At 72.7% G+C, this 19,152-nt stretch carries 19 protein-coding genes; 4 read left to right on the plus strand and 15 right to left on the minus strand.

The features are described 5' to 3' along the window. Nucleotides 1–63 precede the first annotated feature (63 nt). The 6 genes from OO014_RS05385 to OO014_RS05410 all read right to left on the minus strand — a co-directional run bounded on the left by OO014_RS05385 (nucleotide 64) and on the right by OO014_RS05410 (nucleotide 5,562). A complete protein-coding gene (locus tag OO014_RS05385; RefSeq protein WP_272461255.1) occupies nucleotides 64–900 on the minus strand; it encodes an ABC transporter permease subunit in 837 nt (278 codons plus the stop codon). Continuing rightward, on the minus strand, nucleotides 897–1,796 hold the full coding sequence (locus OO014_RS05390) for an ABC transporter ATP-binding protein (RefSeq protein WP_272461256.1): 900 nt from the start codon (nucleotides 1,794–1,796) through the stop codon (nucleotides 897–899). The genes OO014_RS05385 and OO014_RS05390 overlap by 4 nt, the downstream gene beginning before the upstream one ends. Nucleotides 1,797–1,974: 178 nt before the next feature. Then, nucleotides 1,975–3,210 (minus strand): endonuclease/exonuclease/phosphatase family protein, encoded by a 1,236-nt coding sequence (locus OO014_RS05395; RefSeq protein ID WP_272461257.1) that lies wholly within the window; start codon nucleotides 3,208–3,210, stop codon nucleotides 1,975–1,977. 70 nt (nucleotides 3,211–3,280) lie between these two features. Then, the gene (locus OO014_RS05400) at nucleotides 3,281–3,706 is read right to left on the minus strand and encodes a hypothetical protein (RefSeq protein ID WP_272461258.1); all 426 of its coding nucleotides are present in this window, start codon (nucleotides 3,704–3,706) and stop codon (nucleotides 3,281–3,283) included. Nucleotides 3,707–3,949: 243 nt separating this feature from the next. Next, nucleotides 3,950–5,008, minus strand: coding sequence for a Gfo/Idh/MocA family protein (locus OO014_RS05405; protein ID WP_420485478.1), 1,059 nt, complete (start codon nucleotides 5,006–5,008; stop codon nucleotides 3,950–3,952). Further along, nucleotides 5,005–5,562 carry a DinB family protein gene (locus OO014_RS05410; protein ID WP_272461260.1) on the minus strand — a complete coding sequence of 186 codons (558 nt, stop codon included), beginning with the start codon at nucleotides 5,560–5,562 and terminating at the stop codon, nucleotides 5,005–5,007. The genes OO014_RS05405 and OO014_RS05410 overlap by 4 nt, the downstream gene beginning before the upstream one ends. 55 nt (nucleotides 5,563–5,617) lie before the next feature. Here OO014_RS05410 and OO014_RS05415 point away from each other — a divergent pair, with 55 nt between their 5' ends. Next, on the plus strand, nucleotides 5,618–6,730 hold the full coding sequence (locus tag OO014_RS05415) for a diacylglycerol/lipid kinase family protein (protein ID WP_272461261.1): 1,113 nt from the start codon (nucleotides 5,618–5,620) through the stop codon (nucleotides 6,728–6,730). A gap of 13 nt (nucleotides 6,731–6,743) precedes the next feature. Here OO014_RS05415 and efeB read toward each other — a convergent pair whose 3' ends face one another. Genes efeB through efeU form a run of 3 tightly spaced genes read right to left on the minus strand, consistent with a single transcriptional unit; the run spans nucleotide 6,744 to nucleotide 10,075 of the window. Next, entirely contained in the window at nucleotides 6,744–8,009 is a 1,266-nt protein-coding gene (gene efeB, locus OO014_RS05420; RefSeq protein WP_272461262.1) for an iron uptake transporter deferrochelatase/peroxidase subunit, read from the minus strand. A 5-nt stretch (nucleotides 8,010–8,014) separates the two neighbouring features. After that, complete coding sequence (efeO, locus tag OO014_RS05425) at nucleotides 8,015–9,148, minus strand: iron uptake system protein EfeO (protein ID WP_272461263.1); 1,134 nt, start codon at nucleotides 9,146–9,148, stop codon at nucleotides 8,015–8,017. A 54-nt stretch (nucleotides 9,149–9,202) separates the two neighbouring features. Continuing rightward, nucleotides 9,203–10,075, minus strand: a complete 873-nt coding sequence (gene efeU, locus OO014_RS05430) for an iron uptake transporter permease EfeU (protein ID WP_272461264.1) — start codon at nucleotides 10,073–10,075, stop codon at nucleotides 9,203–9,205. Between the two features lie 136 nt (nucleotides 10,076–10,211). Here efeU and OO014_RS05435 point away from each other — a divergent pair, with 136 nt between their 5' ends. Continuing rightward, entirely contained in the window at nucleotides 10,212–11,381 is a 1,170-nt protein-coding gene (locus OO014_RS05435; RefSeq protein ID WP_272461265.1) for an amidohydrolase family protein, read from the plus strand. On the opposite strand, the gene OO014_RS05440 is transcribed toward OO014_RS05435, so the two are convergent. The 3 genes from OO014_RS05440 to OO014_RS05450 form a co-directional block, all read right to left on the minus strand. Beyond that, nucleotides 11,378–11,767: a hypothetical protein gene (locus OO014_RS05440; RefSeq protein WP_272461266.1), complete on the minus strand. Its 390-nt coding sequence runs from the start codon at nucleotides 11,765–11,767 to the stop codon at nucleotides 11,378–11,380. The genes OO014_RS05435 and OO014_RS05440 overlap by 4 nt on opposite strands. A gap of 352 nt (nucleotides 11,768–12,119) precedes the next feature. Next, nucleotides 12,120–13,064: a prephenate dehydratase gene (pheA, locus tag OO014_RS05445; protein ID WP_272461267.1), complete on the minus strand. Its 945-nt coding sequence runs from the start codon at nucleotides 13,062–13,064 to the stop codon at nucleotides 12,120–12,122. Further along, a complete protein-coding gene (locus OO014_RS05450) occupies nucleotides 13,061–13,579 on the minus strand; it encodes a DUF4446 family protein (protein ID WP_272461268.1) in 519 nt (172 codons plus the stop codon). The genes pheA and OO014_RS05450 overlap by 4 nt, the downstream gene beginning before the upstream one ends. 112 nt (nucleotides 13,580–13,691) lie before the next feature. On the opposite strand from OO014_RS05450, the gene OO014_RS05455 reads away from it, so the two are divergent. After that, the gene (locus OO014_RS05455) at nucleotides 13,692–15,884 is read left to right on the plus strand and encodes a hypothetical protein (protein WP_272461269.1); all 2,193 of its coding nucleotides are present in this window, start codon (nucleotides 13,692–13,694) and stop codon (nucleotides 15,882–15,884) included. 102 nt (nucleotides 15,885–15,986) lie between these two features. On the opposite strand, the gene OO014_RS05460 is transcribed toward OO014_RS05455, so the two are convergent. The 3 genes from OO014_RS05460 to OO014_RS05470 all read right to left on the minus strand — a co-directional run bounded on the left by OO014_RS05460 (nucleotide 15,987) and on the right by OO014_RS05470 (nucleotide 18,161). After that, nucleotides 15,987–16,736, minus strand: coding sequence for a glycosyltransferase (locus OO014_RS05460; RefSeq protein WP_272461270.1), 750 nt, complete (start codon nucleotides 16,734–16,736; stop codon nucleotides 15,987–15,989). An 11-nt stretch (nucleotides 16,737–16,747) separates the two neighbouring features. Beyond that, nucleotides 16,748–17,578 carry a DUF5926 family protein gene (locus OO014_RS05465; RefSeq protein ID WP_272461271.1) on the minus strand — a complete coding sequence of 277 codons (831 nt, stop codon included), beginning with the start codon at nucleotides 17,576–17,578 and terminating at the stop codon, nucleotides 16,748–16,750. Between the two features lie 133 nt (nucleotides 17,579–17,711). Beyond that, entirely contained in the window at nucleotides 17,712–18,161 is a 450-nt protein-coding gene (locus OO014_RS05470; protein ID WP_272461273.1) for an ATP-binding protein, read from the minus strand. A 193-nt stretch (nucleotides 18,162–18,354) separates the two neighbouring features. Between OO014_RS05470 and OO014_RS05475 the strand changes: the two genes are divergently transcribed. Then, nucleotides 18,355–19,101: a PadR family transcriptional regulator gene (locus tag OO014_RS05475; RefSeq protein WP_272461272.1), complete on the plus strand. Its 747-nt coding sequence runs from the start codon at nucleotides 18,355–18,357 to the stop codon at nucleotides 19,099–19,101. The last annotated feature ends 51 nt before the right edge of the window (nucleotides 19,102–19,152 follow it).

Here is a 19,152-nt window from a genome sequence, read left to right on the forward strand (position 1 = left end):
GACCAGGCCGTCTGCAGGCGACGGGTGGACTCGACAAGCGGGTGTGTGGCGTTGGGGGTGGGGCTACTTGACCTCGGCGCGGTGGAGCATCCACATGCCGACGGCCACCGGGAGGGCGACCCAGGCCGCCACGGAGGTGCCCAGCTGTGCCCACTGCTCGCCGCTCATCGAGTCGACGAGGAAGAGCGCGTTCATGGTGCGGTTGAGGTCGAGCCAGCTCGCGGCCCCGTCGAGCCAGCTGACCATGTCGCCGAGGATCGCCCACGCGGTCGGCAGGACGAAGTAGAGGACGATCGCGGCCGGCGTGTTGCGCAGCAGCATCCCGAAGCCGAGCCCTTGGGCGATCCCCAGCAGGACGAACAGCGAGGCGCCGAGGAGGGTGTCGCCGTCGATCGACCAGTCACCGCCGTAGCCCTGGATGGTGATCGCGGCCTGGTGGACGACCGCCGCCAGCGCGATCGACAGCGCCATCGCCGCGGCACCCGCGAGCATGGCGCCGAGGAACTTCGCCCAGGTGACGCGGGACCGTCGCGGCTCGAGCGTGTAGGTCACCAGCCCCGTCCGCTGTGACCACTCGGCCGTGACGGCGAGGATGCCCACGACCGGCAGCAGGATCGCCATCGGCATCGTCGTGGCCTGGAGGTACTCCTCGAAGCGGTGATGGCCGGACTCGTTGAAGAACATGATGGTGAGGGCGATCGCGATGATGGCCCCGATGCCGATGAGCAGCCATCGGCCGGCCCGGGTGTCGACCATCTTGCGCAGCTCCACCGCCAGCAGCCGCCCGAAGGGGATGCCCGCCGTGGGCCGCTCCCCCGGGATGCGCTCCGGCACCTTGGCCGTGGCGGGAAGCGCGGACTCCGTCGTCGGGGAGATGGGAGCGGTCACCGTGGTGCTCATGCCGCCACCTCCTCGCGGGCCGTCGCGGCGGTGAGCTCGAGGAACATCTCCTCGAGGCCCCGGCTGTCGCCCGCACGCAGCTCGACGAGGACGACGCCGGCGGCAGCGGCGACCTGGCCGACCGTCATCGGCTCGGCGTCGACGTGGAGGCCACCGGTGGCGGCCGGCGAGGCCGACACGTCCTCGAGGGCGAGCGCCGACGCGAGGGCCTGGTCGTCCGTGGACCGGACATACGTGCCGGCCCCGCTGAGGAGCTCGTCCTTGGTCCCCTGGGCGACGATCCGGCCGTGCCCGATGACGATGATCTCGTCGGCGACGCGCTCGATCTCGTTGAGCAGGTGCGAGCTGAGCAGCACCGTGCCGCCGCGGTTCGCGTAGCCGCGGAGCAGGTCACGCATCCAGCGGATTCCCGCGGGGTCGAGGCCGTTCGCCGGCTCGTCGAGGATGAGCACCTCCGGGTCGCCGAGGAGGGCGTTGGCGATGCCGAGGCGCTGGCGCATGCCGAGCGAGTAGTTGCGGACGCGGCGGGCCGCCTCCTTGTCGGTGAGGCCCACCAGCTCGATCATCTCGTCGACCCTCCTGCGGTCGACGCCCATCATGATGGCGCTCAGGGTGAGGACCTCGCGGCCGGTGCGACCGGCGTGCTGGGCCGAGGCGTCGAGGAGGACGCCGACGTGGCGGCCCGGGTTGGGCAGGTGCCCGTAGGCGCGCCCGAGGACAGTGGCGGTGCCCGACGTGGCGGGCGTCAGGCCGGCCATGATGCGCATCGCGGTGGACTTGCCGGCGCCGTTGGGGCCGAGGAAGCCGGTCACCTGGCCGGGCTTCACATCGAAGGAGATGTCGTCGACGGCCGTGAAGGGACCGTATCGCTTGGTCAGTCGGTCAACGTGGATCATGGGCCCACCCTGCCCGCGCCCGGGCCGGCGGCACATCAGTCATGAGCCTGATTCCGACCCCTACGTTGGTCGGACTCGACCCTGAGGCCGGTCAGGGTCGGCCGCTCGAGAACCAAGCTGGCTCCCGCTGTCACGGACAGCGGGAGCCAGCTCAGCGGCATACGAAATGCGTTGTGCCTCAGCGGTGGTGGGGCAGACGGACGTCGACCCAGACGAGCCGGTGGTCGCTCGACGGGAAGGGGTAGGTGCCGGTGAGCCGCGACAGCGGGTCGGCCTGGACCGGCCAGAAGACGCCCGCGTCGAGGATGCGCAGCGCCGTGCTCGGCAGGACGTAGTCGGCGCGGAGGTTGCCGGGGGCCGGTTTGTCGTTGAAGTCGGCCGTGTCGTGGGCCGGGTCGCCGGTGTGGGAGAGGTTCGCACCGCCCTGGAGCAGGCTCGCCTCGACGGCGCCCTCGCTCGACGGGGTCACGGACGTGTTGACCTTCGGGTGGTCGAGCAGCGCCTCGATCGAGCCCTCGACGGAGTCGCCGTCGTTGGGGTCGGAGTTCTGGTCACCCGCGATCACGAACAGCGAGCCGGGCCGCAGCCCGCCGGTGCCGCCCTCGTCGTCGTAGATGTAGGACGAGCCCGCGGGCGAGCCGATGTAGTCCGCCCAGAAGCGGATCTCGTCGTTGTTGCGGCGCCCGTTGCGGTCCTCGGGTCCGTCGAACGTCGGCGGCGTCGGGTGGCTGACGAGGAAGTGGACGGTCCGGGCGTCGACGGTGATCGGCACGTCCCAGTGCGACTTGCTCGACAGGCGCAGGATGTCCTGCTCCTCCGGGGAGTAGAACTCCGTCGGCAGGAGGTTGCCCGGCATGTCCTTCCAGAGGAAGTGCTGGAAGGTGCGGACCGCGTCGGTGTCGATCGGGTACTTCGAGTAGACGACCATGCCGTACTGGCCCGGGAAGAGGCCGAAGCCGTAGGCATCGTCCCCGCCGCCGACGACCCCGTTGTTGTTGAGGTCGAAACCGGTGGGGATGCCGGTGTTGGACGGCGCGACGAAGTAGTAGGGGTAGTCGACGGGGTCGGCGCCGTTCTGCGAGACCGCGAGGTAGTTGTCGCGGAAGAGCTCCGCCGCGACGCCGTCCTCGTAGTAGTCGAACTCGTTGACGAGCAGGACGTCGGGGCTCGTGCGCTGGATGATCTCAGCGACGGCCTGGGCCTGGGCGTTGTCCGGGGTCGACAGGTCCTCGACGAGCTGGCCCGCGACGTTGCGGTTGAGCGAGGCATTGAAGGTGGCGAAGCGGACATCCATGTCGGGCTTCCCGGGTGGGTCGGCGGCCTGGGCGGCGGGCAGGGTGGCGAAGCCGATCGCCGCGGTCGCAGCGGCCACGCTCGCTGCGAGGAGACGGGTGAGTCGGTGGCGCGTGCGCATGGGGTCCACGCTAGGCCGGGTTCACCGGCCACGACGGATTACGCCGTGACGTTCTGGTGAACGCGCAGGGTCACGCCAGAGTCGGTGGCACCGGCAGTCGCACCGCCCGCAGGAAGCTGACGAGCGTCTCCTCGGCAAACGGTGAGGCGCCCTCTTCGGGCCGGTCGTCGTCGCCGACGACGAACCCGCGCACCACCTCAGGGAGGTCATCCACCTCGCCCGCGGGATCCCAGTTGCTGGCGAGCCACTCCGTCAGACCGGCTGCCTCGCGGTCGGGGTCCGTCGGCGGGATCGAGTCGTCGCCGAAGCAGGCGCGCGCCGTGAGGTGCAGCCACGCGACGCCCTCACCCGGTCCGCTCGGGGCATAGCTGACCCAGACGATGTCGCTGTCGTGGACGGAGACGGTGAGCCCGTTGCCGAGGCTGCTCGGCTCCTGAACCTCGTCGCTCTCCGTCCAGGAGGTGCCGTCAAAGGCAGCGTTCAGGAACAGGCCCAAGGCACAACCTCGATTCGTATGCCGCTGAGTGACCTTCGCGGTCACGCGCCCTCACGACCGGGTTGGCGCTAGAGCACCCTAGGGCACGGGAGTGCCGCCCGTGCACCGAGGCCCCTTGCGAGTTCGCGGAGCGCATTCACTGGGTGCCCGGCTCCGGAGGGTCGGTCGTGCGCCACATCGCGTCAGGGGCGCACGACGCCACCGCGAGCCCGTATGCCGCTGAGCCGGGTTGGGTGCCCCCGCTCACTCGCCGGGGTAGCGCACCCCGACCTGGGCCCGGATCTCGTCCATCGTCGACATGACCCGCAGCGTCGCGGCGTGCGGGACGTAGCTGCTCTCCCGGCTGCCGGCGGCGAGGCACCGGGCGAACTCTGCCGCTTGGTAGCTGAAGCCACGCAGCGGGTCGGGGAGGGCACCGGGCCGCTCGGCGAGCACCTCTCCGGCGGGGCTGAGCAGCCGCATCCCGGTGGGTGAGTAGAACGGCCCGTCGATCTCGAGCCGGGCGGCGGTGCCGACGATCTCGGCGCCGCACGGCGTCCGCGCGAGCATCGAGCTGGTCAGCACGGCGACCGCGCCGGAGGCGTAGGCGAGGACGATGCCGACCGTCGAGTCGACCCCGAGCTCGGTGAGGGAGCCGCGGGCGGCCACCGAGGCCGGCGGCCCCAGCAGGTGGTCGGCGAAGGCGACCGGGTAGACACCGAGGTCGAGGAGGGCGCCGCCCGCGAGCTCCGGCAGCGCGAGCCGGTCCGGCCCGTCGGGGAAGAGCCGCTGCGAGTGGTCGGCCCGGACGAGGACGACGTCGCCCAGGAGGCCGTCGTCGACGACCTGCCGGACGACGTCGTAGTGCGGCAGGTAGCGGGCCCACATGGCTTCGGCGACGAGCAGCCCTCGGTCGGCGCCGGCGCGGATGACGGCCCGGGCCTCGGTGACGTTGCGGGTGAACGCCTTCTCCACGAGCACCGGCTTGCCGGCCTCGATGGCCAGGAGCGCATGGTCGTGGTGCTCGGAGTGGGGCGAGGCGATGTAGACGGCGTCGACGGTGTCATCGGCCACGAGCTCCGCGTAGGAGCCGTAGGCCCGGGGGACGCCGTGCCGCCCGGCGAAGTCGCGGGCGCGCTGCTCGCTCCGCGAGCCGACCGCCACGACCGTGGACGCGGTCCCGGAGGCCACTGCGGCAGCGAACTCGTTGGCGATGCCTCCCGGCGCCAGGATCCCCCAGCGGATCGCCGGCGCCTCTCGCGGGTCCGCCACCCGTGCCTCGGGAAGGACGTGGGTGGACACGGCGCCTCCCACGGCACTCATCCCCGGACGTCCCAGAGGTGGTGGAGCACGTCGTGGACGAAGTAGCGGCCGAGGGTGTCGACGGTGAAGGCGGAGCCGTTGCTCCGAAGCCCCGGCCAGGACCACTGGGACGGCGTGGGCCGCGCATAGGTCGCGGCGGCGGCGTCGAAGGCCACCTCGAGCTCGCCGCGCAGCACGGCCGGGTCGGACCGCCAGTAGGCCTTCTCCTGCGCTGCGGCGTCCTGGTCCCAGTTGGCGAACTGCACCTTCTCCCCGCCACCGGCCAGGATCTGCTCCAGGCGGGCGCTCATGACGTCGCAGACGTCGCGGACGTGGGCGCAGTACTCGACCGGGGACCAGACTCCCTCCGCGGGCCGGACGCCGGCGTCGTCGCGCTCGAGGACCCGCAGGTAGCGCGTCCTGGCGTCGAGCAGGATCTCGGGGACACCGTCGGCCGACACGTCCTCGGGGTCGAAGCCGCAGTCGCGGCAGGGACGCGCCAGGACCCAGGTCCAGTCGGCGGTGTCGGGAGTGGCGGGGCCGGGATCGGTGGGCTGCAGGCGCGCGTCGCTCATGCCCACAGCGTAGGACGCGGGAGGGGGTCGACTTACGCTCCGGTAGATTCTTCGGGTGCCCAACGACTACCTGCCGTGGATCATCGTCGGCATCGTCGTGCTGGCACTCGCCGTGGCTCTGGTCCTCGGCATGCGGACGGCGGCCCGTTCGACGACGGCGCTCCGGCGCCGCCGGGGCCGCGGACGCCCCAACCGCGACCAGTTCCGCTCCCGTCAGCGCAACTCGACGCTCAAGCGCGCCGCCGTCGTCATCAACCCGACGAAGTTCGCGGACCTGCCGATGATCCGCGAGCGGATCACGTCGACGTCGCACGCCTGCGGCTGGGGCGACCCGCTCTTCTACGAGACGACCGTGGCCGACCCCGGGACCGGCCAGGCCGAGGAGGCGGTGGCCGAGGGCGCGAGTGTCGTGTGCAGTCTCGGGGGCGACGGCACCGTCCGGGCCGTGGCCTGCGCCCTCATCGGCACGGAGACTCCCCTCGGGATCCTGCCGGCCGGCACCGGCAACCTGCTCGCCCGCAACCTCGACCTGCCGGTGGACGCCCTCGACGACGCCGTGCGCGTGGCGCTCACCGGGCGCAACCGGCGCATCGACGTCGGCGAGCTCGTCATCGGCGCGATGGACGCGCACGGCCAGCCGGTGGACGGCGGCCGGCTGGACACGCAGCAGTTCCTCGTCATGGCGGGCATGGGCCTCGACGCGCGCATCATGGGCGACACCAACGAGGCGCTCAAGCAGCGCGTCGGATGGCCGGCCTACCTGCTCTCCGGCTTCAAGCACCTCGTGTCGCCTGAGTTCCGGACGCAGGTCCGGCTCGACTCCGAGCCGGAGTTCAAGCGCCGGGCCCGCGCCGTCGTCATCGGCAACTGCGGCCGCCTGCTCGGTGGGCTGGTCCTCATGCCTGACGCCAAGGTCGACGACGAGCGGCTCGACGTCGTCATCGCGTCCCCGCGCGGCTTCGTCGGCTGGGCGCCGGTCATCGCGCGGGTGCTGACCCGCCAGCGCAAGGGCCACTCGACGCTCGACCACAAGGTCTGTCGCGAGATCCGCGTCCGCGTGGACCATCCGCTGCCGGTCCAGGTCGACGGTGACGTGGTCGGCGAGGCAACCGAGATCAACGCCTCGGTGCGCCCGGCGGCGCTGACCGTCCGCGTCCCCATCGCCTGAGCGATGGGGGCCGTCAGGCGAAGAGTGGCTGACCCCACCACTGCCCGGGTTGCGTGCCGGGTGGGCAGGCGAAGACGGCGGACCCGGTGTGCTCGATGTACTCATTGAGCACGTCCTGGGCCGCCAGCGCCCGCTGCATGGGCACGAACTGAAAGCCCGGATCCCGCAGGTAGGCGAGGAAGAACAGTCCCGCGTCGAGGTGGCCGACGCCGTCGGTGCCGTCGGTGAAGTTGTAGCCCCGACGCAGGATCCGTATGCCGTTCAGCTGGCTCGCGTGGGCCAGGCGCACGTGCGCGGCGGCGGGGATCAACGGCCCGCCGTCCGCCCCCTTCGCGGTGAAGTCGGGCGCGTCGAACTCGCCCGTCCCGCCCAGGGGAGCCCCCACCTTCTTGTCGCGGCCGAAGATCTCCTCCTGCTCCAGCAGCGGCGTGCGGTCCCAGACCTCGATGTGCATCCGGATCCGGCGGGCGACGAGATAGGAGCCGCCCGCCAGCCAGGCGCCGGCTCCCGGGTCGTCCGAGGGCGACACCCACACGTGCTCGGCGAGCCCCTCCGGGTCCTCGGCCTTGAGGTTGTTGGTGCCGTCCTTGAAGCCGAAGAGGTTCCGGGGCGTCGCCTGCGTCGTCGACGTCGACGAGGTGCGGCCGAAGCCGAGCTGCGACCAGCGGACCGACACGACACCGAAGCCGAGCCGGATGAGGTTGCGCACGGCGTGGACGGCGACCTGCGGGTCGTTGGCGCACGCCTGGATGCACAGGTCGCCGCCCGACCGCGCAGGGTCGAGCTGGTCGCCACGGAAGGCCGGCAGCTCCTGCAGCGCAGCAGGCCTGCGGTCGGCCAGGCCGAAGCGGTCGTCGAAGAGCGACGGGCCGAAACCGATCGTGAGGGTCAGCCCCGAGGCGGGCAGCCCGTAGGCCTCGCCCGTGTCCTCCGGTGCGCGATGTGGCCCGCCACCGACGAGTCCACCCGGAGCGGCCTCGGCCCCCGCGGTCATCCGTTCGGCGGCCCTCGTCCACCGCTGGAGCAGGTCGACGAGCGCAGCCCGGTCCTTCGTCACGACGTCGAGGGCGACGAAGTGCAGCCGGTCCTGGGCCGGCGTGACGATGCCGGCCTGATGGGGACCGTGGAACGGGACCGCCGCCTCGAGAGCCGGCCCCGCGCCTGACGGCGGGCTGTCTCCGGAAGCGCGCCCAGCGGCATACCCACTGGCGGTCGACGCGACCGCGCCGGCGACGGCAGCGCCGCCGACGAGCAGGCCACGGCGGGTGGGCGCAGGCATCCCGGTCACGGGGCGGCCACCGCGCCGGGGACCTTCGCGACCTCCTCGGCGAGCGCGTCGAGGGCGACCGTGAGCGCCTTGACGTCGGCGCCGGTCAGCGCCTCGTAGGAGACGAAACGCCCGTCGACGCGGTGTGACTCGAGGAGCTGGTTCAGGTCGCCGAAGCGCTCATCAAGCGCCCCTTGGAGTGCCGCGTCGCGCGCTGCGATGACCGGCCGCAGGGTCTCGAGCGCGGACTGCGAGCCCTGGAGGTTGCCGCGGAAGTCCCAGAGGTCGGTGTGCGAGTAGCGCTCCTCCTCGCCGGTGACCTTGCCGGTGGCGACCTCGTCGAGCAGCGCCTTGGCACCGTTGGCGATGGTCAGCGCGGTCGGCTCGACGGTCTTGCTGAGGCGCACGATCTCGGTGACGTCGGCGAGCAGCCGGTCCGCGATCGCGCTCGAGTCGTCCTGCAGCCCGTCGACCCAGAGGTCCTTCTCGAGGCGGTGGTAGCCGGTGAACTCCATGCCGTCCTCCACGACGTCCTCACGGCCGTCGATCCGCGGGTCGAGGTCGCCGAAGCTCTCGGCGACGGGCTCGATCGTCTCCCACGGGAGGCGGGCCGTGGGGTAGAGCTCCTTGGCCCTGTCCACGTCGCGGGCCTTGACGGCGGCCACGAAGTCCGCCGTGCCGGAGAGGAGCTCGTCGGCCTGCGCGGCGACGAACTTCCGGTAGTCGGCGATCGCCTGGGCCACCTTCTCGTCGGCACTCCCCTTGGCCGCCGTCCCCGTGACGGTGAACTCGGTGCGCAGGCCGTCGCCGACCATGCCGGGCTTGCAGGCCGCCGTGAAGGTGCCCGGCTCGGCCAGCTCCACCATGAGCTCGCGCTTGAGGCCCGGAGTGAGGTTCTCGACCTCGGAGACGATGCGGTCGCCGTCCGCGTAGACGTAGAACTCCGTGACCTTGGTGCCGGTGTTGACGATGCCGAAGCTGATGGTGCCGGCGGGCGCCGTCGTGGCGCTCAGCGCGCAGCCGGTGTCGCTCGCGGTCACCGTGATGGAGCGGGGGTCGGCGGGCGGGTCGCTCGCCTCGGCGGCGCTGCAGGCGGTGAGCGCAGCCGCCCCCAGCGTCGCGGACAGGAGGGCGTGGAGGGATCGGGACATGGTTCTCCTGGGTGAGTTGGGTGGGGAGGAAGTGCGGCCCGTATGCCGCTGGGCTCAGCTCGCTGCGGCCGGCTGGCTCGAGTGGGGGGTGGCCTCCGCCGTGGGTTGCGGTTGCGGTGTCGTGGCGCGCTGGGGCCGGAGGAACAGGGTGAGGATCACCGCGACGTAGAGCGTCCACGCGACGGCCTGGACCACGGTCGGACGGGGCGTGTAGTTGAAGATGCCGCGCAGCAGGTTGCCCAGCCAGCCGTCGTGGGCGATGACGGCGCTGACGGCGAAGGCGATCGTGTTGAGGCCGGGCACGAGGCCGGCCTCCTGGAGGTCGTGCAGGCCGTAGGCGAGGATGCCGGCGGCGACGACGACGAGGAGGATGCCGGTCCAGCGGAAGAACTTCGTGAGGTTGATCCGGACGGCCCCCTTGTAGATGAGCCAGCCGAGGAGCATGGCGCCGGCGAGACCGAGGGCCCAGCCGAGAAGCGGCTGGACGTTCCCGCGCCCGGCGGCCTGGGTCGTCGCGTAGAAGAAGATCGCCGTCTCGAGACCTTCCCGCCCGACACCGAGGAAGCCGACGAGCGCGACGGCCACCGGTCCGAGGTCCAGGGCGCGGTCGAGACGGCCCTTGAGCTCGCCGGAGATCGTCCGGGCCGCGGAGCGCATCCAGAAGACCATGCCGGTGACGAAGACGACGGCGAGGATCGAGGCGAGGCCGCCGATCACCTGCTGGGCCTCGAAGGAGAGCCGGCTCGTGCCGTAGGTGAGGACCGCGCCCAGGACGACCGAGAGGAGCACGGCGGTCCCCACGCCGAGCCACACCCAGCGCAGGGCCCACTGGCGGCCGGTCTTGACGAGGAAGGCGACGAGGATGACGACGACGAGGGCGGCCTCGAGCCCCTCGCGCAGGCCGATGAGGGCGTTGCTGGCGAACATGTAGGTGAGGCTAACCTAACCTTCCTGAGAGAAGCCTGAGAGGCCCGGATTCAGCGAAAGGGGGCGCGGGGCGGCCCCATCCGGCCGACACTGCCTTCAGGGGGCCGGACCTGATGCTCCCGGAGGGAGGAGCGTCATGCACGTGATCCGCGCCGCGCAGGTCTTCGACGGCGAGCACTTCCACGGCCCTGGCGACGTGGTCGTCGACGGGCCCACGGTGGTGGCAGTCAGCGAGCCTGGCGAGTACGCGAGCGCCGTGACGGTCGAGGACCTCGGCGACGCGACCGTGGTCCCCGGCCTCGTCGACTCGCACCAGCACCTCAGCTGGGACTGCTCACCCGATCCTCTGGGCTGGCACGAGGCACACGAGGACCCGCAGCTGCTCGACCGGGCCAGGACCAACGCCCGGCGCGCCCTCGCCGCCGGGGTGACGACGGTCCGGGACCTCGGCAGCCGCGGGCGGGTCGGCCTGGACCTGCGCGAGGAGACCGCCCGCCAGACAACCGCCGGACCGACCGTCCTCGCATCGGGACCCGCCCTCACCACCCCGGGCGGGCACTGCTGGTTCCTCGGCGGCGAGTGCGCGGACGCGGCCGGACTCGCGGCGGCGGTCGCCCGGCTCGACGAGGCCGGCGTGGACGTCATCAAGGTCATGGCGACCGGTGGCAACGTCACGGCCGGGTCCGCACCGCACGAGTCGCAGTTCGGGCTGCCGGAACTGCGCGCCGTCGTCGCCGCAGCCCACGGCGCGGGGCTGCCCGTGGCCGCGCACGCGCACGGGACAGGCGGCGTGGCCGATGCCGCGGCCGCCGGGGTGGACACGATCGAGCACTGCAGCTTCATGACGGCGGACGGCATCGCCCAGGACCCGCAGCTCGTGAGGCGGCTCGCCGAGTCCCAGGTCGTCGTGTCGCTCACCGCCGGCGCCGTCCCCGGGGCGGCACTCCTGCCGGCGATCGCCTCCCGGATGCCGGCGCTGGTCGCGCACATCCAGGCCCTGCGTGAGGCCGGGGTGCGATGCATCCTCGGCACCGACGCGGGCATCGGACCGCCCAAGCCGCACGACGTGCTCCCGCTCGCGATCGTCCAGGCCGTGCAGCTGGCCGGGTTCCCGATCGCCGAAGCGCTGGCCATGTCGACCTCCCGCGCTGCGGAGGCGCTCGGGCTGGGCCTGCGGGCCGGGCGAGTGCGTCCAGGCTCGAGCGCGGACCTGCTCGTCATCGCCGGCCGCCTCGACCAGGACCCCACTGCCATCACCCGACCGGTGCGGGTGCTCCGGGGTGGGGTCGACGTGACGTCCCCCTAGGCGGGGACCCCGACGCCGATCGGCCCGAGGGGCGCGGGCCCCATGGTGGCCGGTCGCCGCACCTCGACGAGGGAGAGCCGTGCCGCCAGCCCGGGACGCCGCGCTCGCAGCCGCTCGATGACCCACCACGCCTGCGGGGCCGCCGGGGTCCCGGTCGCCCCGTCCAGCGGCGCCAGCACTGCCGTGGACACCCAGATCGCGTCGAGCAGCTCGAGCGCCGGTCCCCGCGTCGATCGCAGGTCGCGGATCCGCCGGCGACTCGACCGGGTCAGCCGCACCGCGACCCCCAGCTCGGCCAGGGCCGCGCGGAGCTCGACGAGCCAGGGTGCCTCGTCAGTGCGCGGGAACCCGGCGACGAGCAGTCGCCCCGGCACGTAGTCGACCATCACGCTCCCCCACTCGTCACCGCTGCCCGGCGCAGTCCCGGCTCTGGCAGTGCAGAGGCCGGCCGCGCCGCCAGTGATACGTCGGGGCGGCCCGGCACCGGCGGAAACTTTCTCGTCCGGGACGTATCAGGCCAGACCACATCGACTCTGGTCGGATGGGGGCAGCGGGACATCGGGCGGCCGGGGGGCGTCGCTGGGGGGCGACTCGCCCGGTGTCCTGGCCGGACTCCACCGGTCCAGGGGGCCGGTGGACCCTGGGGAGAGACAGGGGAGCACGCAGGGGAGCAGAGGGCGCCGGGCGGCAGCACCCGGCGCCCTCCGACGCGTCAGCGCTGCATCGGGCGTCAGCCGGTCAGCTGCGCAGCTGCTCGAGCCAGCTGCGGGCCGTGTCGAAGTCGGTGTCGGCCGTCCCCACTCTCGCGTCGGCCCGGACCCCGTCAGCCCGCGGGTACGACCCGAGGAAGCGCACGTCCGCACACACGCGCTTGAGGCCCATCAGCGTCTCGCCCACCCGGGCGTCCTGCAGGTGTCCCTCGAAGTCGATCGAGAAGCAGTAGCTGCCCATGGCCTCGCCGGTGGGCCGGGACTCGAGGCGCGTCATGTTGACGCCACGGACGGCGAACTGCTCCAGCAGCTCGAGCAGCCCGCCGGCGTGGTCGTCGCGCTGGAAGAGCACGACCGTCGTCTTGTCCGCCCCGGTCGGCTCGGGCAGGGTCCCAGGACGGGCCACGAGCACGAACCGGGTCACGGCCGACCTGTTGTCGCCGATGTCCTCGGCGAGGATCTCCAGCCCCTCGTTGGCCGCGGCGACCGGCGCGCACACGCCCGCGTCGAACATGACGTCACCCGGCTGCCCCAGCGCTGCGGCACTCGCCGCCGTGGACAACGTCGGGACGTACACCGCGTCCGGGAGGTGGGTGGCCATCCAGGTGCGCACCTGAGCCCACGCGTGCGAGTGGGTGCCGACGCTGCGGACCGAGCTCAGCGGCATACCGGCTCGGGCACAGAGGACGAAGGTCACCGGCACGAGGACCTCACCGATGACGACCAGGGGGTCACCCGTCGCCAACGCGTCGAGCGTCGCGGAGACGCCACCCTCGACGGAGTTCTCGATGGGCACCATCGCGGCGTCGATCTCGGCCGACCGGAGCGCCTCGAGCGCAGCGTCGACGCTCCCGAACGGGACCTGCTCCTGGTGCCGGGCACCGTCCCAGGCGTCGAGCGCCATCTGGGTGAACGTCCCGCGCGGCCCCAGGTAGCCGAAGCGCCGCAGGTCTGAGGGGTGACGTGGCGTCATGGGACGTCCTTCCGGGTGGGTGACTGGGTCCGCTGGGGCTCGCCCTTCGTCGCCGCGGCGAGCGCCTGCTGCTCCTCGGGGCTCAAGGTGATGCTCGACCGGCCCCCGACGACGCCCTTCGCATAGGTGCGCGACTCGCTCCGCGCATGGATCGACGAGATGACGATGCCGTCACCGAGGTCGTCGACGATCGCGGCCGAGAAGGACAGGCGGCCGCCCAGGTCCCCGAAGGCGTCGTAACGGACGACCGCGACATTGCGCAGGCTCTGCCGGACGTCGTCCTCCGCGGCCTCCACCTGCTCCCGGAGCCGGGTCACCTCGGCGCCGAGACGCTCGATGCGGTGGTTCTGCCCGGCCGCGACGCGCGCGATGTCGGTCGACCCGTCTCCGGCCAGGGCCCGGAAGTCCCGCCGCGTCCGCGCGAGCCGCAACTGCGCCCCGACGGCAAGAGCCAGCGCGAGCACGGCGACGACCGCGGCCCCGACGGCCACGACCGACAGGGTCGGTTCCTCCACGCTCCGAAGGGTAGTCCCGGACGGGAGCGGGCTTCGGGCCGTTTCAGGGTGTGGCCGTCTCCGAGTCGGCGTGCGGGCCGGGACCTGCGCGCGGGTTTGTAGTCTGTCCTCCGTGATCCGCAGGCACCCCGTCAAGGCGCTCGTCGCCGCGCTGGTCCTGCTGGTCGTGGCCCTCGGCTGGTCCTACGCGACGCGGGACACCGTCCCCGTGCCGCGGACCGCCAACCCCGAGCCCGGCGAGTCACTCGTCGTCGTCGGCGTGGGTGGCATCTCCTGGGACGACGTCACGCCTGAGGACACCCCGGTCCTGTGGGGGCTGCTCCGCGACGGCGCGGCGGCCTCGGTGTCCGTCAAGACCCTGCACCTGACAACCTGCCCCACCGACGGCTGGTCGACGTTGTCCGCGGGGGAGGCGGCCGGACCCGCAGCCGAGGGCGATCGGCCCGTGTGCACCTCGCTGCCCGAGGTCGTCGGAGATCCGGAGCGGGGCTACGCCGTGGCCGGCTTCGACGAGATCGCCGCGGCGTCCCGAGAGGCGGCGTTCGAGGCGCGCCTCGGGTTGCTCGGCGACAGCTTCGCCGAGCACGGCTCGTGCGTCGCCGCCATCGGCCCCGGGGCGGCCCTCGCCGCGGCCGGCTCCGACGGGAAGGTCGCCCAGTACGCACCGTTCGACCGGCGGACCCTCGTGTCGCAACTGGCGCGGTGCCCGATCAGCCTGGTCGACGCGGGCGCGGTGCTGACCACTGACCCCAACCCGGCCGGGCAACTCGCGGCCATCACCGCGGTCGAGAAACGCGTCGCCCAGGTGCGCGACGCCATGCCGACCGGCGCCGACCTCATCGTCGCGGGGATCGCCGACCGGGACCGGGAGGAGCGCCTTCGCGTCCTCACCGCCACGGGTCCGCACTACGCCCCGGGAATCCTCGCATCGGCCTCGACCCGGATGGAGGGCATCGCGCAGATCTCCGACGTCACCGCGACGATCCTCCAGCGCGGAGGCGTCCGACCGGTCGAGCCGATCGGGGGGCGCGCGCTCTCCGCCAGCCCCTCGGAGAACAACAGCGAGTCGACGGCGGCCCGGAAGCTGACCCGGCTCACCGACATCGACACCAAGGCCGACGCCATGCACCGCATCGTCGTGCCCTTCCTCGTCGCCTGGCTGTCGGCCGTCCTCCTCGCCCTCATCGTGCTCTGGGTCCTCTGGCAGCGCGCGCGGCCGTGGCACACGCGGCTGTCGCGGCACCGCATCCTGCGGGCGGCCCGGCTCGTCGGGCTCGTGGCGGCGGCCATGCCGGCCGCGACCTTCCTCGCCAACCTCGTGCCCTGGTGGCGTTGGTCGCCTCCCTCCGCCGTCCTGGTCGCGCTGCTCATCGCTCTCGTCCTGCTCATCAGCGGCCTCATCGCGGTCGTGAGCGTCAACGGCCCCTGGGCCTCGTCGGCGCTCGGTCCGCTCGCGGCCCTGTCCGCGGTGACCGCGAGCGTCATCGGCCTCGACCTGATGACCGGGTCCCGCCTGCAGATGTCCTCGATCTTCGGCCTCCAGCCGCTCGTCGGCGGCCGGTTCTACGGCATGGGCAACGTCGCCTTCGCCCTCTATGCCTCGGCGGTGCTGCTCCTCTGTGCCGCGATGGCGCACGCCCTGGTCCGCCGCGGCGCTCCACGGCTCGCCGTCCTCGCGATGGTCGTCCTCGGGGGTGCCGCGCTCGCTGTCGACGTGCTGCCCGCGTGGGGCGCCGACTTCGGCGGGCCCATCGCGCTCGTGCCTGCCCTCGGCCTGCTCCTCATGCGGGTCGCCGGGATCCGGGTGTCGGTCCGCAGTCTCGCCCTCGTCGGCCTCGCGGCCGCCCTCGTCGTCACGCTCGTGTGCTATCTCGACTGGCGCCGTCCGGAGCAGTACCGGTCGCACCCCGGCCGCTTCTTCCAGACCGTGCTCGACGGCGAGGCGCTCGGTGTCGTGTCCCGCAAGCTGCTCGCCAACATCGAGCTCTCCACCGCACACCCGGGGCTGTTGGGGGCGGTGGTCGCGATCACCGCCTTCGTCCTGCTCCTCGTGCTGCAGCCGGGCCGCTTCGGCACCGCACCCTTTGCCCGGCTCGTCGCCGAGGCCCCCCTGCTCCGCGACGCGCTCATCGCCATCATCGTCATGGCCGCCATCGGCTTCCTCACCAACGACTCGGGTGCGGCGATCCCGCCGGTGGCCCTGATCCTCACCCTTCCGCTGGTGATCTCGGCGGTGGCGCAGTTCATGGCCCTGGAGCAGGAGAAGGAACCCATCCGGCGGCGCCGGGACCGGCACCACCGCTGACGTCCCCCCACCCACAGCTCCGCGCAGCACACCCTCTTACAGCTCCTCCCCCCATCTGGAGCAGGAGCAGGCAGGCGGCAAGAGGGTGGGTCGCGGGGGAAGTCAGGTGCTGGTGGGGCGGTGGCGGAGGCCGTGGAGGCGGCGGACGGCCAGTGCGAGGGCAACGTCGCGATACTGTGCGGCCCGGTGCAGCTGGGCCCGCCAGTCCCGTCCGGTGACCCGGTGGTGCAGGTCGCAGGGAACCTCCTGGACCGTCAGGCCGGCCCGGAGCACGTCCACCGTCATGCCGACCTCGACACCCCAGCCGCGGGCGAACGGCGTCGCGGCGGCCAGGGCGGCAGGCGACAGGCAGCGCATGCCCGACAGCGGCTGCACGGGGCTCCACCCCGTCAGCTCCTCGATGCCGCGGCGAGCCAGCCCGACGACGAGACCGCGTCCCCCTCCCGCGGTGCGCTGCGGCGGCAGGGTGGCGATCGTCAGGTCGGCCGCTCCGGCGAGCACCGGGCCGACGAGAGCCCCGACTTCCTGGGCCGAGCCCTCGAGGTCGGCGTCGACGAAGAGCACGGCCGCTCCGGGGTGCACGCGGCCCACCCGTTGCAGCCCGGCCATGCGGCCCAGGCCGCTCATCAGGGCGTCGGCCTTGCCGTGGTTGCGGGCGTGCCGGACCACCTCAGCCCCGGCGCCGGCCGCGACCCGGGCCGTCGAGTCGCTGGAGCCGTCGTCGACGACGACGATCTCGCCGACGCCGCGGATGCGTCGGACGCCCCGAATCGTCGCGGCGATGCGGGCCGCCTCGTCCTTGGCCGGGATGACGACGACGAACGGGACGGCACGGCTGGCAGGACGTGGCATCGGCCAGCCGCTCAGCGCAGCGTCACCTGGCGGTTCATCAGGCCGGCGCGCGCGCCGCGCTCCGCCGCAGTGAGCGGCTCCGTCGACGCGGCTGCGGCGTCGAGACGCTCCTTCATCGCAGCGACCGGGGCCTCGTGGCTCGCCGGCTCGGCCTCCGGGTCGACCTCCCAGACCGGGATGAGCAGTCCGCTGGAACGGAAGCAGCCGAGCAGCCGACCCGAGTCACCGAGGCTGGAGGTGCCGGCCGCGTGCAGGCGAGCCAGCGCACTGGTCGAGGTCTCCTCGTCGTGCGGCAGCACCCACCGCACGTAGCAGCGCTCGCCGATGCGGCACCAGTAGGCGGAGGGGGCCGAGACGAGCTTGACGGTCGGGATGGCCGACTCGTTGGCCCGCTCGAGGGACTCGCGTCCCTCGGCGTCGAGCTCGCTGTCCGCGACCCAGAAGTCGAAGCCCTCGTGGACCTCGATCTCGAACGGGGCCTCGAGGTCGAGCAGGTCCTGGAGCCGGTCGGTCTCCACCGTGGAGACCGGGAGGGCGGACACCGGCGTGCCGGGGGCCGCGGCCACGGCCAGCTCGACCGCCTGAGCGATGTCGCGGCTCGTGTCGCCACTGGCGTTGCCCGACTGGATGCCGACGAGGATCTCGCCGTTGTCGCGGTGCAGCGCGGGCCAGGCGAGGGGCAGCACCGTCGCGATGGTCACGGTCTCGGGGGCGCCCTCAGGAGCCTTGCCCTCGGCGAACCTGACGGTGGCCGTCGCAGCCGGGACGATCTCGCGCATGGCCACCCAGTCCGTCTCGCCGGGCAGACCCTCGAAGGGCCGCGGCACGAACGGTGCCGGCATCGGGCGGGAGGTGCGGGCAGCGCGATCAGCCCGGGAACGTCGAGAAGCCTTACCCATGGGACGTCACCCTAGTGGGTGGTCCCTCGCGGGCGGGAGCGAGCCCAGCGGCATACGGGGGCCACTGGGGTGTGAGTCAGTGCGAGCGGCGCCGGGACGGGCCGCCCACGGAGGCCCAGACGGTGCGGCCGTGGGGGTCCTCGAGGACCCCCCACTCGTGGGCGAGGGAGCGCACGATGCGCAGGCCGCGGCCACCGGGAGCCCAGGTCGTCGGTGGCGAGGGCCGCGGGACGGTCGGACCACCGCCGTCGGAGACCTCGACCTCGACGACGTTGTTCTTGACCTTCCAGTGCACGCGGATCGCGCCATCGGACAGCGGCTTGGCGTGCCGGATCGCGTTGGCGACCAGCTCGCTCACGACGATCTCGGCCTCCTCCACGACCTCGCCCGGGACCTCACGCGCCGCGAGGTCCGCGACGAGCGTCTTACGGATCCGGGGAGCTGCCGAGGGGGCCCAAGGGATGCGCACAGTCCTCTTCTCGTTCTGCGGTGCACCCCCGTCCGTGCTGGGGGTGCCGTCCTGCATGGTCGGCACGCGGGTCCTCCTCCCCTAGGGCGCCGGTCGCCCTGTCAGCCTAACGGCCTCAGGGCGCGCAAACAATGAAGCATCAACTGAGACCTACCCGCAAGGCGAGACCTAAAACCATGGCCAACGACCTATTCGCGATATATCGTTGAAGCATCGCGACCGTTCGAGTTGCATCACAGGGAGGCACATCATGAACTCACACAGCGAGGGGTCAGGCCGACCCGGAGGTCACGGAGGCCACCGGCGCCACGGCGGGCCCGGCGGTCGCGGGGCCGGCGGCGACTGGTTCAGCGGCCTCGGCGGCTGGGGCCCCGAGGGCGGCCCCTGGGGCGGCCCGCGCCACGGACGTCCCGGGCCCCCGCCCTGGATCCACGACCTCATCCGGCAGTTCGGCGGACCGGCCTTCGCTCCGGAGCCGCCGCGTCCCACCCGTCCACCCCGCCGCGCGCGACGGGGCGACGTGCGGGCGGCCATCCTCGACGTGCTCGCGGGCGACGAGATGAATGGCTACCAGCTCATCCAGGAGATCGCCGACCGCACCGGCGGTGCCTGGAAACCGAGCCCCGGCTCCGTCTACCCGACCGTGCAGCAGCTCGAGGACGAAGGGCTCGTCGAGGGCCGCGACGTCGAGGGTCGACGGCTGCTCAGACTCACCGACGAGGGCCGCCGCTACGTCGAGGATCACCCGGACGAGATGGCGGCGACCTGGGCCCCCTTCGAGCGCGAGCCGGAGGACGAGCCGGACGAGCGCGAGGGCTTCGGCTTCGGCAGCTCCCCCGGCGGTGACGGCCTCATGCCGGTCGTCGGACAGGTGATGGGCGCCATGTGGCAGGTCGTCACGACCGGCACGGCACAGCAGCGGGGAGAGGCGCGCGAGATCCTCTCCGAGACCCGCCGGCGCCTCTACCAGCTGCTCGCCGACGGCGACCCCGAGTGACACGCAGTGGCTCCCCGGACCCGTCGGTCCGGGGAGCCACTGGAGTGCTCG

Source organism: Intrasporangium calvum, from assembly GCF_028446585.1.
Lineage (GTDB): Bacteria > Actinomycetota > Actinomycetes > Actinomycetales > Dermatophilaceae > Intrasporangium > Intrasporangium calvum_A.

Bases quoted from the DNA above. Each gene is read 5' to 3' on its own strand.
- OO014_RS05405 (WP_420485478.1), bottom strand. From the start codon at position 5,008: ATGAGTGCCGTGGGAGGCGCCGTGTCCACCCACGTCCTTCCCGAGGCA.
- OO014_RS05395 (WP_272461257.1), bottom strand. From the start codon at position 3,210: ATGCGCACGCGCCACCGACTCACCCGTCTCCTCGCAGCGAGCGTGGCC.
- OO014_RS05460 (WP_272461270.1), bottom strand. From the start codon at position 16,736: ATGCCACGTCCTGCCAGCCGTGCCGTCCCGTTCGTCGTCGTCATCCCG.
- OO014_RS05385 (WP_272461255.1), bottom strand. From the start codon at position 900: ATGAGCACCACGGTGACCGCTCCCATCTCCCCGACGACGGAGTCCGCG.
- pheA (WP_272461267.1), bottom strand. From the start codon at position 13,064: ATGACGCCACGTCACCCCTCAGACCTGCGGCGCTTCGGCTACCTGGGG.
- OO014_RS05435 (WP_272461265.1), top strand. From the start codon at position 10,212: ATGCACGTGATCCGCGCCGCGCAGGTCTTCGACGGCGAGCACTTCCAC.
- OO014_RS05475 (WP_272461272.1), top strand. From the start codon at position 18,355: ATGAACTCACACAGCGAGGGGTCAGGCCGACCCGGAGGTCACGGAGGC.
- OO014_RS05440 (WP_272461266.1), bottom strand. From the start codon at position 11,767: ATGGTCGACTACGTGCCGGGGCGACTGCTCGTCGCCGGGTTCCCGCGC.
- OO014_RS05465 (WP_272461271.1), bottom strand. From the start codon at position 17,578: ATGCCGGCACCGTTCGTGCCGCGGCCCTTCGAGGGTCTGCCCGGCGAG.
- OO014_RS05470 (WP_272461273.1), bottom strand. From the start codon at position 18,161: ATGCAGGACGGCACCCCCAGCACGGACGGGGGTGCACCGCAGAACGAG.
- efeU (WP_272461264.1), bottom strand. From the start codon at position 10,075: ATGTTCGCCAGCAACGCCCTCATCGGCCTGCGCGAGGGGCTCGAGGCC.
- efeO (WP_272461263.1), bottom strand. From the start codon at position 9,148: ATGTCCCGATCCCTCCACGCCCTCCTGTCCGCGACGCTGGGGGCGGCT.
- OO014_RS05390 (WP_272461256.1), bottom strand. From the start codon at position 1,796: ATGATCCACGTTGACCGACTGACCAAGCGATACGGTCCCTTCACGGCC.
- OO014_RS05410 (WP_272461260.1), bottom strand. From the start codon at position 5,562: ATGAGCGACGCGCGCCTGCAGCCCACCGATCCCGGCCCCGCCACTCCC.
- efeB (WP_272461262.1), bottom strand. From the start codon at position 8,009: ATGCCTGCGCCCACCCGCCGTGGCCTGCTCGTCGGCGGCGCTGCCGTC.